The 14,432-nt window shown below is 38.9% G+C and carries 11 protein-coding genes; 6 read left to right on the plus strand and 5 right to left on the minus strand.

What is annotated here, in order from left to right:
- Positions 1-64: 64 nt before the first annotated feature.
- The 4 genes from F886_RS15330 to rpsB form a co-directional block, all read right to left on the minus strand.
- Positions 65-889 (minus strand): helix-turn-helix transcriptional regulator, encoded by an 825-nt coding sequence (locus F886_RS15330; protein ID WP_005307123.1) that lies wholly within the window; start codon positions 887-889, stop codon positions 65-67.
- A 104-nt stretch (positions 890-993) separates the two neighbouring features.
- Complete coding sequence (locus F886_RS15335; protein WP_005307126.1) at positions 994-1,479, minus strand: DUF3465 domain-containing protein; 486 nt, start codon at positions 1,477-1,479, stop codon at positions 994-996.
- A 65-nt stretch (positions 1,480-1,544) separates the two neighbouring features.
- Positions 1,545-2,420, minus strand: coding sequence for a translation elongation factor Ts (gene tsf / locus F886_RS15340; RefSeq protein ID WP_004791001.1), 876 nt, complete (start codon positions 2,418-2,420; stop codon positions 1,545-1,547).
- Between the two features lie 137 nt (positions 2,421-2,557).
- Complete coding sequence (gene rpsB, locus F886_RS15345) at positions 2,558-3,310, minus strand: 30S ribosomal protein S2 (protein WP_002118204.1); 753 nt, start codon at positions 3,308-3,310, stop codon at positions 2,558-2,560.
- A gap of 210 nt (positions 3,311-3,520) precedes the next feature.
- Between rpsB and map the strand changes: the two genes are divergently transcribed.
- From map to F886_RS15365, 4 genes are all read left to right on the plus strand, one after another.
- Positions 3,521-4,345 (plus strand): type I methionyl aminopeptidase, encoded by an 825-nt coding sequence (gene map / locus F886_RS15350; RefSeq protein WP_004790999.1) that lies wholly within the window; start codon positions 3,521-3,523, stop codon positions 4,343-4,345.
- Positions 4,346-4,552: 207 nt separating this feature from the next.
- Entirely contained in the window at positions 4,553-5,671 is a 1,119-nt protein-coding gene (locus F886_RS15355) for an OmpW/AlkL family protein (protein ID WP_005307131.1), read from the plus strand.
- 395 nt (positions 5,672-6,066) lie between these two features.
- The gene (locus F886_RS15360; protein WP_004790995.1) at positions 6,067-7,413 is read left to right on the plus strand and encodes an MFS transporter; all 1,347 of its coding nucleotides are present in this window, start codon (positions 6,067-6,069) and stop codon (positions 7,411-7,413) included.
- Positions 7,414-7,585: 172 nt separating this feature from the next.
- Complete coding sequence (locus F886_RS15365) at positions 7,586-8,800, plus strand: MFS transporter (protein WP_005307136.1); 1,215 nt, start codon at positions 7,586-7,588, stop codon at positions 8,798-8,800.
- Positions 8,801-9,043: 243 nt separating this feature from the next.
- On the opposite strand, the gene sthA is transcribed toward F886_RS15365, so the two are convergent.
- Positions 9,044-10,456 (minus strand): Si-specific NAD(P)(+) transhydrogenase, encoded by a 1,413-nt coding sequence (gene sthA, locus F886_RS15370; protein WP_004790990.1) that lies wholly within the window; start codon positions 10,454-10,456, stop codon positions 9,044-9,046.
- Positions 10,457-10,652: 196 nt separating this feature from the next.
- Here sthA and lipA point away from each other — a divergent pair, with 196 nt between their 5' ends.
- Positions 10,653-11,666, plus strand: coding sequence for a lipoyl synthase (gene lipA, locus F886_RS15375; protein ID WP_005307143.1), 1,014 nt, complete (start codon positions 10,653-10,655; stop codon positions 11,664-11,666).
- 281 nt (positions 11,667-11,947) lie between these two features.
- Positions 11,948-14,410, plus strand: a complete 2,463-nt coding sequence (locus F886_RS15380) for an acyl-CoA dehydrogenase (RefSeq protein WP_005307146.1) — start codon at positions 11,948-11,950, stop codon at positions 14,408-14,410.
- Positions 14,411-14,432: the final 22 nt, after the last annotated feature.

The raw sequence follows: 14,432 nt of genomic DNA on the forward strand, positions 1-14,432 counted from the left end.
ACAAAATGCGTAATGAGAGTTGATTTATATTGAATAAAATTGCTGTAAATAAATTTTTAATAATCTAGTTATTTAGGCTAGCTACATATTGAGTAGGTGTCACTCCCATTGCTTTTTTAAAGTGACGATTAAAATGGCTTTGATCAGAAAAACCACATTGCTGTGCCACCATCGCAATTTGGTCACCCTGTTTTAATAATTGTCTTGCTTTTTGTAAGCGTGCTTGAACAAGCCAAGCATGAGGTGGCAAGCCCACATATTTTTTAAATTGTCTTAAGAAATGCCATGCACTTAGACCTACCATGTCAGCCAGATCTTGCAAAGAAAAGTTTGTTTCAGGCATTTCTACCAGTAATTCTTTAACTCTTAATATTTTTGAATATGCTTCAGGCAACTCACAAAAAGTATGATTTGATTTACTATGTCGCTTCATTAAACAGGCTAAAGTCGATAAATACATCGTTTCTTTAAGTAAAAAATTATCTTTTTGTTCTAATAAATCAAAGAGTAAACATAGTTGTTGAGCCAAACCCAAGTCACGAATGACAGCTTGAGGAAACCATGGCGCGCCACGTGAATTTTCAAAAAAATCGTGACTGACTTCTGCCAACATTTCAGGTGTAGGATAAATTGCTCGATATCGCCAACCTGACTCTACCGCAGATGAGCCGGTATGAATTTCGTCAGCGTTTACTAAAATAATGTCGCCTTTAGGAGCTACATGCAGCTGGCCCGTCCTAAAAAAAGACTGTGCTCCCTCTTCAATCACACCAATACAGTACCCTTCATGAGTATGCTTCGAAAATTGTGTTTGGTGATAATGTGCTTTTAGTAACTCTAAACCGCCCAGCTCTCGCACATGCAGATAATCGGCTTGCTCCCGCTGCATAAATACGTCTCATCTATTCAATAAAAAAACCATAGCATGTTTTAAGAAACTGAATAGAATAAAATTGCTCTATAAAAACAATCTCTTTATTTGTTTATTCGGCTTTATTGGTAGATTTGCCCATCATGTTTGAGCCAACCGCTTTCATGACGATTTTGTGGATCACGATGAGTCCAGTGCAATACACCACCTTTTGGGTTATATTCATATTCACCGTAAAACTCTACGACATCACCTTTTTTCAAATTAGGAATTTTAGGTGCTAAATCAATATTATGTGCGACTAAAATTGAAAGGCCATTTTTTAGTACAAGAATAAATTTCTGGTGTCTCGACCCATCATTATCATCTCTTAAAATTGCTTTTACTCGGCCACTTCCCTGCACTTGAACATTACTTTGTCTCTGCTCATAAGCAGCTTTTATTGTATCAACCCCAGCATTTGAAAGTGTAGTTTCAGTATGCTGAGCTTCGGGTATAACTGATGATGGCGATTGATTTTGCTTATGCCCAGATAAATCCAGACCAAAATATGCAGCAATCAATAAAATGATGACACCACCAATACTGAGATTTTTTTTATTTGTCATTGTCTACCCTTAATTTAACTGAGATAAAAAAAGCCCCAATGGGGCTTTTTTTATTGTGATACGAATTACTTCGCAGCAGCTTGAGCAGCAGCAACTTCTTCAGCGAAGCTCATTTCTGCTTTTTTCTCAATACCTTCACCAACTTCGAAACGTACGAAGTTAGCAACAGTAGTACCAGTTGCTTTTAATACATCAGCAACTTTTTTGTCGTTGTCGATTACGTACATTTGACGATCAAGAGCAACTTCGTTCAAGTATTTATCAACTGAACCAGTTACCATTTTCTCAACGATGTTAGCTGGCTTACCAGATTCTAACGCTTTCGCTTCAGCAATTTCTTTTTCTTTAGCGATAAGGTCAGCAGGAACAGCTTCAGCATTTACAGCTACTGGGTTGAATGCAGCAACGTGCATTGCAATACCTTTACCAGTATCCGCATCACCAGTATAAGAAACTACAACACCGATTTTTAAACCGTGTTTGTAGATAGCCAAGTTTTCGCCTTCAACGATTTTCGCACGACGAACTTGGATGTTTTCACCGATTTTTTGAACAAGCGCAATACGAGCTTCTTCAACTGTTTGACCGTCTGCTAATTTTAATTCAGCGATTTTAGCAGCATCAGTTTCACCAGCAGCTAAAGCAGCAGTAGCAACAGCTTTAGAGAAGTTAGAGAAGTTTTCGTCTTTAGCAACGAAGTCAGTTTGACAGTTAACTTCAACTAGAATTGCTTTGTTGCCTTCTTGAACGATTGTGATTGCACCGTCAGCAGCAATGTTACCAGCTTTTTTAGCAGCTTTAGCTTGACCAGATTTACGAAGGTTATCAATAGCAAGCTCGATGTCACCGTTCGCTTCTGTTAATGCTTTTTTGCATTCCATCATTGCAAGACCAGTACGGTCACGTAATTCTTTTACCATGCTTGCAGTAATTGCAGTCATGTTGATCTCCTAAAATCGGTAGAAAATAAATCTTTTCAACAAAAACGGCCCAAAGAAACTCTGGGCCGTTTGCACTCTCGACGCTTAATTTGCCACCATTACATGTCGCAAAAATGACAAGCCTGCGTCAAAACGCATTAAGCCTCAGAAGCGTCTTTCGCAGCGTCATCGCCTTTTGCTTGAGCGTTCGCTTGAGATTGAGCGTATTCTTTACCAGCAAGAATTGCGTCAGCCATAGCTGAAGCATATAGAGTTACTGCACGGATCGCATCGTCGTTACCCGGAATAACGTAATCAACGTTGTCTGGGTTAGAGTTTGTATCAACGATACCGATAACAGGAATACCTAAGTTCTTCGCTTCTTTGATTGCAATCGCTTCGTGATCAACGTCGATTACAAATAATGCGTCAGGTAAACCACCCATGTTTTTAACGCCGCCTAAAGAACGCTCAAGTTTTTCCATCTCACGAGCACGTTCTAAAGCTTCACGTTTAGTAAGCTTAGCAAAAGTACCGTCTTGAGATTGAGTTTGAAGATCTTTTAAACGGTTGATAGATTGGCGAAGTGTTTTCCAGTTCGTCAACATACCACCTAACCAACGGTGATCTACATATGGTTGACCAGCGCGTTGAGCTTGTTCACGGATGATGTTAGAAGCAGCACGTTTTGTACCAACGAACAAAACTTTGTTCTTTTTGCTTGCTAATTGGTTAGCGAAGTTCAAAGCATCATTTAACGCAGGAACAGTGTGCTCAAGGTTGATGATGTGAATTTTGTTACGCGCGCCAAAAATGTATTGACGCATTTTTGGGTTCCAGAAACGAGTTTGGTGACCAAAGTGCGCGCCTGCTTGAAGAAGGTCACGCATGCTTACGTTGTAATCTGCCATTTTCTTTACCTTAAAAGTTGGGTTAGGCCTCCATATATCCGCATTCTCCACCCTTTTACAGGCACCCAGAGTAATGTGACGATATATGTGCGGATTTTTTACTCCACCTATCAAATTTGTTCGTAAAAGATATTCACGAAAAGCATTTGATAAAATGGGCGGCTATTTATACCATAGACACTTGTAAATTACCAAAAGTTTTTAGAGATCATGAACAGTACTTATACAGCTCCACGTCGATTAATCAAAACTCCAGATGAAATTGAAAAAATGCGCATTGCAGGACGACTGGCGGCTGAAGTTCTAGAGATGATCAAGCCGTATATCAAGGCGGGTGTAAGTACACTTGAACTTGATACCATTTGCCGTAATCACATTGAAAATGTACAACATGCTATTCCTGCCTGTGTCGGCTATGGTGGCGCTCCTGGACGCCCTGCTTTTCAGCACTCTATTTGTACTTCGGTTAACCATGTTGTCTGCCATGGCATTCCTTCTGAAAATAAAACGTTAAAAAACGGCGATATTTTAAATATTGATGTGACTGTAATTAAAGATGGTTATCACGGCGATACAAACATGATGTATATCGTCGGTGGTGAGACGTCTATTTTAGCCAACCGTCTATGTAAAGTTGCCCAAGAAGCGATGTATCGTGGAATGGCAACTGTTAAAGATGGTTCATATTTAGGTGATATTGGCCATGCAATCCAGAAATATGTCGAATCAGAGCGTTTTAGTGTAGTACGTGAATATTGTGGCCACGGTATTGGTACTGTATTCCATGATGAACCTCAAGTATTACATTATGGTCAAGCGGGTACAGGTATGCGTCTGGAAGCTGGTATGACTTTTACGATTGAACCTATGGTAAATGCTGGCGTATGGCAAACTAAACTATTAGGCGATAAATGGACTGTTGTAACGAAAGACCATAAACTTTCAGCTCAATATGAACATACTATTTTAGTGACTCAAACAGGCATTGAAGTTTTAACTGCACGCCCTGAAGAGGACTTATCTCGCTTCAACTGATAGTTAAAAAAACTTAAATAATAGGCTACTTTATGTAGCCTTTTATTATTTATTATGTATTTTTTATTAATAAATCTTTCCAAATATAAACAATTATTTCAAAAAAATTACAATTATTAATTTTTAATAAACAATTATTTTAATAAAACGCGGTATGGTTGGCTCAATAAAAATCAGTAAACAAATGTTCGGACATGGAGTCCTTTTATGATGAAAAAGTCATTATTTTGTATGACAGCTGCCTTTTTTGCCCTGCCAACAATCACTAACGCCGCTTCGCCATATTTTAGTTTAAAGGATGGTGATGGTTTCAAACGTTTTTCAGTCTCTGCTGGTTGGTTACATGCAATGCCTCAAGGCTCAGGAAACCCTGTCAATATCAATACTAGCGTTGCAGAAGGTACACAATCTAAAGTTGGAGATGTATCTACAAAAGCCGTTTTAGAAGCAATCGACCAAAGCAAAACTTCAGGAAAATTCTGGTATAGCACTATTGGTCTTCTTGATAAGTTTACAGATACTCTTCCCTCTTCACTTGCAGGTACAGCAGAAGTTAATGGTCTTTCTCAATGGCAACAACAAGGTTCTGGCTTAGAAGCTAGTGATGTTGATACTGTTGGTCTTATGTTTAACTACAATTTTACGGACAATTTATCTTTAGAAATTAAAGGTGGTATTCCCCCTAAAGTAGATATTAATGGAAAAGGTAATATTTACGCTCCCCTTTCTGGAAAAGCGACTCCACTAAAAGATGGATCTTCAATTGGAGAAATCATAGGAGGTGGAATTTCCGGGGCGGGTGGAGATATTCCTTTAAAACAAGACCTTCATATTACTGATCTTTCTCAGGGAGGCAAGGCTGCGACCGCACGCGCATGGTTACCAGCCGTTGAACTACATTATCAATTTGGTAAAACAGGTGTAAATAAGTTCCGTCCTTATATCGGAGCTGGCGTGATGTATGCATACTTTAATGATTTAAAAATGAATTCTGGTATTGAGGCTGATTTAATTCAAGCAGGACACATGATCCAGAATATCCATGATGGTAAAGCTGGTGCAGCATTAGATCGCAAGACATCATCAGCAAATCCTATCGTGAAACTAGAAGCGACCGATACTTTTGCACCTATTGTAACTTTAGGCGCAACTTACGACTTCAACCCAAATTGGTTTGCTGTTGGTTCAGTTTCGTATTCAAAAATGAATAGTGAAGCAAAAATTTATGTAACTGACCAAAATACAGGTAAAGAGCTAATTAAAGCGAATACCAAAATTGATATTGACCCACTCATTTCATATGTTGGTGTTGGTTACCGCTTCTAACCCCGCATAAAGCTATAAAGACTTATATAAGTTTTTATAGCTTTCTTTCACTCTATTTCGCCTAAAAATTGCTTCTTTTTAAATCAAAATGCTAAAAAAATGAGCATTTTTTATAAAAAATACAGCTGTAGAAACCTTTTCAAATTCTTATTAATACCCTCTTATTTTTTATTATTTTTCTATTCACAAACTAACTTAATAAAATTAGAAAGTAATTTTTCCTTTTTAGTAAAATTCATTTTTTGGCACAAGCTTTGCTTTATTCAGAGCATGATGAATCAATGATGATTCAATGAATAAACAAAGACGGCCAACGATGTCCGCTCTGATCGGTCTGCAGATAGGCAATAAATTGCCATGCAAATTAAATTTCGTTCAGTTCAGAGGGACGGCGTATGTCTTCAAATATCCAATTAGATGCAAAAAAAGCAACTGAAATTAAATTATTCAGTTTTTCAACTCCAGCAATGCGTGCCTTCCATATGACATGGCTCGCTTTCTTTGTATGTTTCTTTGCATGGTTTGCGTGTGCACCATTAATGCCCGTGATTAAAGGTGAGTTTGGCTTAACAAAAGATCAAATTGCTAATATTAATATTGCTGCTGTTGCTATTACTATTTTAGTTCGGCTTATTGTCGGACCACTCTGCGACAAATATGGCCCCCGTATTACGTACACCACTCTCCTATTAGTTGGCAGCATTCCAGTATTTGGTGTAGCTGCTGCCAATAGTTATGAATCTTTTCTATTCTTTCGCTTACTTATTGGTGCGATTGGCGCAAGCTTCGTCATTACTCAATATCATACAAGTGTCATGTTTGCACCTAACGTTGTAGGAACAGCAAATGCGGCAACGGCTGGCTGGGGAAATGCTGGCGGTGGAGCAACACAAGCTTTAATGCCTTTATTGCTCGGTGCAATTGTGATGTTTGGTGTTGAACAAACCATGGGATGGCGCGTGGCATTAATCGTACCTGGCGTAATGATGGTTATTGTTGGCATTCTTTATTGGAAATTAACTCAAGATTGCCCTCAAGGAAACTTTAAAGAAGTTCGCGCGCAAGGTATTGAGGTCGGAAGTGGTAAAAAAGGTGGTACTGCCATTTTAATGCAAGCCGCTCGCAACTATCGTGTCTGGATTTTATTTTTGGCATATGGTGCAAGTTTTGGAATTGAGATTTTTATCCATAACGTTGCAGCAATGTATTATGTCGATCAATTTAAAATGGATTTAAAAACGGCTGGACTAACTGCCGGAATCTTTGGTCTTTTAGCATTATTCGCTCGAGCGCTAGGCGGTATCATTTCCGATAAAGTTGCACTCAAAAAAGGTTTAGATGGCCGCACGAAAGTACTTGTGCTCATGATTTTAGGTGAAGGTTTATTCTTAATCCTCTTCTCGCAAATGAATGCTGTTGCGCTCGCTATTATTTCCATGACTATTTTTGCATTGTTTACGCATATGGCATGTGGAGCAACTTACGCTCTCGTACCCTTTATCGATCGCACTGCATTAGGTGGAGTTGCAGGGATTATTGGTGCGGGTGGCAATGTTGGTGCTGTTGCAGCAGGTTTCTTACTTAAAGGCTTACTCGATGTTCAAACTTGCCTGTTTATTTTAGGCGGTCTGGTTATGGTCGCAGGCTGTAGTGTAATTTTGATTCGCTTCACCACTGAACATAAAGAAAAAGAACAAGTTCTTTTTGAACAAGCATTACTTGAACGTAATTCAACAGCTTAATTTTTATAAGAAGCAGAGATCAAAATGATGTCTGCTTCTTCAAATTTCTTATCATAAAATATTTACATTACTCACTTTTTAATTCTTCTTAAATATTCTTGTTATCTATATCGATATTTCTCGATATATCTTCTACAATAAATGACCACATTATTATAATTTTCCATTAACGATGACTAAAACTGCTCACAACTTTTCCCAGCCACTTATCTATATGCTGATTGGTAGTGCACTTATTTTGGCTCTTTCTTTAGGCGTTAGGCATGGTTTTGGACTTTATTTGGTTCCAATGAGCCATGAGTTTGGCTGGGGCCAACATGTTTTTAGTCTTGCAATCGCCATGCAGAACCTGATTTGGGGTGCCGTTCAACCTTTTACTGGCGCAATCGCAGATAAATATGGCAGTAAAATTGTGGTTGCTGTTGGCGGATTACTTTACGCCCTTGGCTTACTGTTAATGGCTTTTAGTTCAAGTGTACTCATTTTGAATTTAAGCCTAGGTCTTATTATTGGTTTAGCTTTATCAGCAACCTCTTTTACAGTTTTACTTAGTGCAGTAGGCCGAGCGGCCCCTCCAGAAAAAAGAAGTATGGCAATGGGGATTGCAAGTGCAGCAGGTTCTTTCGGTCAGTTTATTATGCTGCCATCTACCCTCCTTTTACTTAAAAATGTTGGATGGTCAGCAGCCCTAATGGTCAGTGCGCTGTTAATTGCTCTTATTATTCCGCTTGCATGGATGTTAAAAGGACCAAGCAATCAAACACCAAAAGCAATTGCACAACCTCAGCTCACATTTAAACAAGTACTGAATATTGCCAGAAAACATAAACCCTTTTGGTGGTTAGCTTTGGGTTTCTTAGTATGTGGATTCCAAGTTGTTTTCTTAGGTGTACATTTACCCGGCTATTTAAACGACCACGGCTTTGATGCAGCTACAGGAACTGTGTTTCTGGCCCTAGTTGGACTATTTAATATTGTGGGGACTTATGGTGCTGGTTGGTTAGGAGATCGCTTCTCAAAACCTAAATTATTAATGGCGCTTTACGGCAGCCGTGGCATCGCGATCATTGCCTTCTTGTTATTACCTTTAAGCATTTATACGGTATATGCTTTTGGAATTATTATGGGCCTTTTATGGCTCTCAACAGTTCCGCTCACGAACGGTATTGTGGCAAATATGTTTGGTGTTAAATACCTTTCAATGCTGAGCGGCATTGTATTTTTCACCCATCAAGTCGGTTCTTTCTTTGGCGGTTGGCTTGGCGGTGTTAACCATGACTTAACAGGTAATTACAATGCGATTTGGCTATGTTCAATAGCATTGAGTATATTAGGGGTAATCGTACATTTCTTTGTAAATGAGGAGGCTGTTATTCATGACGCATAATGCCTTACTTTTGAAAACAATTATGACTTTTATCCTAGTCACGCTTTTGGTGCTTTCTATAATTTTATGGAAACAAACACCGGATTTATTTGAATATTTTAACCAAGCATTTTGTCCACACTAGTATGATGAAAAGCTGAAATCATATTTTGGATTGTCATAAAAATATAAAAAACCTGTGGTGTAATGAAAATAAAAAAGCCCGCAAATTTGCAGGCTTTTTTATTGAAAACTTATTTAAAATCAAAACAAGCGATTCATACCGTTAAGTGCAGCTACACGATATGCTTCAGCCATTGTTGGATAGTTAAACGTCGTTTCAACAAAATATTTCAAGGTATTGTTTGGGCTGTGCATAACTGCTTGCCCAATGTGGATAATTTCGGCAGCGTTATTACCAAAACAATGAATACCTAAAATTTCCATAGTGTCACGGTGGAAAAGAATTTTTAACTCACCTACTGTATCACCAGTAATTTGTGCACGAGCTAAATGACGGAAAGAAGCTTGACCCACTTCATACGGAATTTTTTCTTCCGTTAATTCCTGTTCATTTTTACCAATTGATGAGATTTCAGGAATGGTATAGATACCAGTTGGGATATCACGTACTGGTTTCGCATCTTCACCACTCATGTTTGCGCCAGCACAGCGCCCTTGGTCATAAGCAGCAGAAGCAAGTGATGGCCAACCAATTACATCACCAGCAGCATAGATGTTTTCAACTTCAGTTTGATATTGATCATTTACTGAAAGCTGGCCGCGGTTGTTTGGAACTAATCCAACGTTCTCAAGACCTAAGCCCTCTGTGTTACCTGAACGGCCGTTACACCAAAGAATGGCATCGGCTTTAATCTTTTTACCACTTTGTAAGTGTAAAACAACATGGTCATCAAACGTTTCAAGATGATCCATTTGTTCGTTGTGACGAATTAACACACCTTGTTCACGTAAGTGATATGACAAAGCATCAGCAATTTCATCATCTAGATAACTTAATAGTTTTTGCTGAGTATTAATCAAGTCAACTTTATGATCTAGACCAATAAAGATTGAGGCATATTCACAGCCAATAACGCCCGCGCCGTAAATAATAATTTTTTGAATTGAATAATCAAGATCAAGAATCTTGTCCGAATCAAACACGCGAGGATGATCAAAGTCGAGACCTTGCGGATGATAAGGACGACTACCTGTCGCAATCACGATTTGCTTACAGATAATTGTCTCTTTAATACCTTCATGGCTAAAAACTAGAACTGTATTTTTATCTTGAATATATGCACGACCGTGGAAGACACCAATCTTGTTACGGTCATAAAAACGTGTATGTGTATCAACCTGTTGTTGAATCACTTTGTGTGCATTACGCAGAACCTGTTTCATGGTGAACTGTTTCCATTCACCTACTTTTTGAAACATTGGATCACGCTGATAGCGAATAATACTAGAAACTGTTTGACGTAATGCTTTACTTGGAATCGTTCCCACGTGTGCACAGTTACCACCAAGTTGATCACGCACATCTACAATTGCAACACGCTTACCAGCTTTTGAAAGCTTCATTGCCGCGCCTTCACCCGCAGGTCCAGAACCGAGAACTACCGCATCGTATTTAACGAAATTCCCACTAACGACCTCTTTTTTACGTGGCATTGAAAGCTCCTTCCTCTCTTGAATGACCATATTTTATAATAGATTATGACTAATATGCGGTGAATTTATGTATTTCTCAACCCTATATTTCTGAATAGCCACATTTATTATATGAATAGTTATTTTCCGCTATTAACTGAAGAACTTCGCTATAATACAATGTCAATGTCTCTATAAACGAGTGGAAAAGTTAGATATGTCAGAACACCGTAAACCTGAACAGGGTGTAAAACTTCGTGGCGCAGAAAAAGTCGCAAGAATTCCTGTAAAAGTTGTACCTACGGTTGAAGTGCCGCGTAAACCTGACTGGATTCGTGTCAAGATGACGGCACCAGAAGAAGTTCAGCGTATTAAAACGACTTTACGTGCTCAAAAACTCCATACCGTTTGTGAAGAAGCCGCTTGTCCTAACCTACCAGAATGTTTTGGTGGTGGTACGGCAACATTCATGATTATGGGCGATATTTGTACACGCCGTTGTCCTTTCTGTGATGTAGCACATGGTCGTCCAAATGCGCTCGATGCTGACGAACCTCGTCACATGGCAGAGACAATTGCTAATCTTAAGCTCAAATATGCGGTAATTACTTCGGTTGACCGTGATGACTTACTTGACGGCGGTGCACAACACTTTGTGGACTGTATCAAAGAAGCTCGCGCGCTTAGCCCTACGACATTGCTTGAGATTTTAGTACCAGATTTCCGTGGACGTATGGATATTGCTTTACGCATTATGACTGAATGTCCGCCAGACGTATTTAATCACAACATTGAGACTGTGCCTCGCTTATATAAAGCAATGCGTCCAGGTTCAGACTATCAACATTCTTTAACCTTATTAAAAATGTTTAAAGAATACTGCCCAGATATCCCAACAAAATGTGGTTTGATGGTCGGTATTGGTGAAACTGAAGAAGAAGTAATTGCATTACTCGATGATTTACGTGCTCACGATGTTGACTATGTGACGATTGGTCAATATTTACAGCCATCTAAACAACACGCGCCAATTGACCGCTTTGTAACGCCAGAAGAGTTTGAACGTTATGCAGAGCATGGTCGTAAACTTGGCTTTAGAAATATTTGGTCTGCACCAATGGTTCGTTCAAGTTACTTTGCTGATCGTCAATACCACGGCGAACCAGTACCAGAAGTTCGTCGTAAAGTAGATCCAGCTAAGAAAATCGCTGTACAGGTTGTCGAAGCTTAATAAATTAAATTTCTATAAAAGCCCTCTAACACAGAGGGCTTTTTATTTGTATAAGAAAATCAATAACATTTCTTGACAAATCGATAAAACAAGCCATTACACTTTCACTGAAAAATATCTTATACCTAAAAGTACGATATATCCCTGCTCTAGCATATACATCAATTGCGATATAAAAAATTAAATTTAAACAGCATTAAAAATTAGCTAGTTAAGCCTTAAATCTCTCCTCGCTTTTTTCGTAACTTCTAATTTGAGGGCTTATCTAGCAAGGAGCAAGTATGATTTTTCTACTCTTTGTTTTAAGCATTGTCATTCAGCTTTTTGCAATATGGGCAATTTTCTTTTTTAACCTGAATCGAATCATTGGCAGTGTAATTACGATTGCGGTAGCTATATTTACTGCACTTATATTAACGCCATGGGCTCTCATTTTAGGTATCCCTCTCATTGCTCTTAGTATCATTATTTTATTTGCACCATTACGCTTTAACCTGATTACTAAACCTGCATATAAAACATTAGCAAACTCAATGCCGAGTATCAGTACGACTGAACAAGAGGCTTTAGAGGCAGGTACCAGTTGGTGGGAAAAAGAGTTATTTATGGGATCACCTGATTGGTCTCAATTTGAGAAATATCCCTACCCAACGTTGTCAGAAGAAGAACAAAGTTTTATCGACAATGAAGTTGAACTACTTTGTAGCATGCTCAATGAGTGGGAAATTCATCATCACTTAAAAGATCTTCCACCAGAGGTTTGGCAATTTATTAAAGACAAAGGTTTTTTAGGCCTCATTATTCCAAAATCCTTTGGCGGCAAAGAATTTAGCTCATTTGCGCAAAGCCGTATTATGAGCAAAATTGCTTCACGCTCACTCACCACTGCAGTAAGTTGTATGGTTCCAAACTCGTTGGGACCGGGTGAGCTACTCATGCACTACGGTACTGATGCTCAAAAGCAACAATATTTACCGGGCCTTGCTAAAGGTGAGGAAATTCCATGCTTTGGTTTAACCAGCCCAGAAGCAGGTTCAGACGCTGGTGCCATTCCAGATTCAGGCGTTGTTTGTTACGGCGAATATGAAGGTGCTCAAGTTCTTGGTTTGCGCATGAATTTCTCTAAACGCTGGATTACCCTTGCTCCAATTGCCACAGTCGTAGGTCTTGCATTTAAACTATATGACCCTGAAGGGTTACTCGGCGATAAAAATAAAACAGAATACGGAATTACCTGTGCCCTCATTCCTGCCAGTCATGCAGGCGTGAAAATAGGAGCACGTCATTTTCCAGGTTCTCCATTTATGAATGGAACCGTAGAAGGAGAAGATGTTTTCATTCCTATTGACTGGATTATTGGTGGACAAGAAAATGCTGGTAAAGGCTGGCGAATGCTAATGGAGTGCTTAGGCGTTGGCCGTGGTATTTCCCTTCCAGCTTTAGCAACAGCAGCAGGTGAAATGAGCTATTTAACCGTTGGTGCTTTTGCAAAAATTCGTCAACAGTTCAATATTTCAGTAGGTAAATTTGAAGGCGTACAAGAAGCGACCAGTGAAATTGCCAGCGATGCCTATATGCTTGAAGCATTCCGTTATTTAGTGACATGTGGCCTAAACCAAGGTGGAACACCTGCTGTAATGACTGCCATGGCAAAATATTATGCAACTGAAACGATGCGTAAAGTCGTCAATCACGGAATGGATATTGCTGGAGGACGTGCAATTCAACTTGGACCACGTAACTTCCTTGCCCTTACCTATCAAGCGATTCCAATTGCAATTACGGTAGAAGGCGCAAATATTTTGACCCGTTCATTGATGATTTTTGGTCAAGGCTCAATGCGTTGTCACCCTTATCTTTTTGAAGAATTACAACTCCTTCAATCTGAAGATAAAGCTAATGCAGTTCAAAAATTCGATGATTTATTATTTAAACATTTAGCTTATACCTTTAACCGTGGGGCAAAATCATTTGCTTATGGTTGGAGTGGTGGCTCAAACGATGCCCCTCAATCAGTAGATCAATTTACTGCCAGTTACTATAAGACAATTAACCGTTTTAGTGCCAACTTCGCGCTTGTTTCGGATATGTCACTTGGTTTACTTGCAGGAGACTTAAAACGCAAAGAAATGTTATCAGGACGGTTAGCAGATATTCACGCGCACCTCTTTATTTCTACTGCGATTTTAAAATTTTATGAAGCTGGCCAAAAAACTGAAGCCGAACAACTTCACGCTAAATTAGCTCTACAAAAAGCGTTCTTGAATATTCAGGAAGCATTTTGGGGATTATTTAAAAACTTCCCAGCTAAACTTCCAGCGGCATTTGTAAAATGGATCTGTTTCCCTCTTGGCCGTGTCATTTCAAAACCTGACGATGAGTTAAAACAGCAAGTCGCTGAACTTATGATGCAAGAGCATCCTTTTAGAGAGCAGCTTAAGCATCACGTATTTTATTCAACCAAAGCCGATGATGTGACTGGACGTTTAGAGCATACTTTTCAAATTCTACGAACCCTTGAACCACTTTGGGATAAGTTCAAAAAAGCTGAATCTAAAGGCAAATTTACAGGACTGACTTTCGAAGAGAATATTGCACAAGCAATAAAAGAAGGTTTTATTACTGAAAGTGAAGCTCAACAATTATTGCAATACAACGCAATTCGATTCGATAGCATGCTTACAGATGTATTTGATGAAGATTTAAATAAAGATCTTCCTTTATCAAACCCTCATCAAATTTAGTGACTGATACCTCCACTAATTC

This window comes from Acinetobacter sp. NIPH 542, from assembly GCF_000369825.1.
GTDB classification, from domain to species: Bacteria; Pseudomonadota; Gammaproteobacteria; order Pseudomonadales; family Moraxellaceae; genus Acinetobacter; species Acinetobacter oleivorans.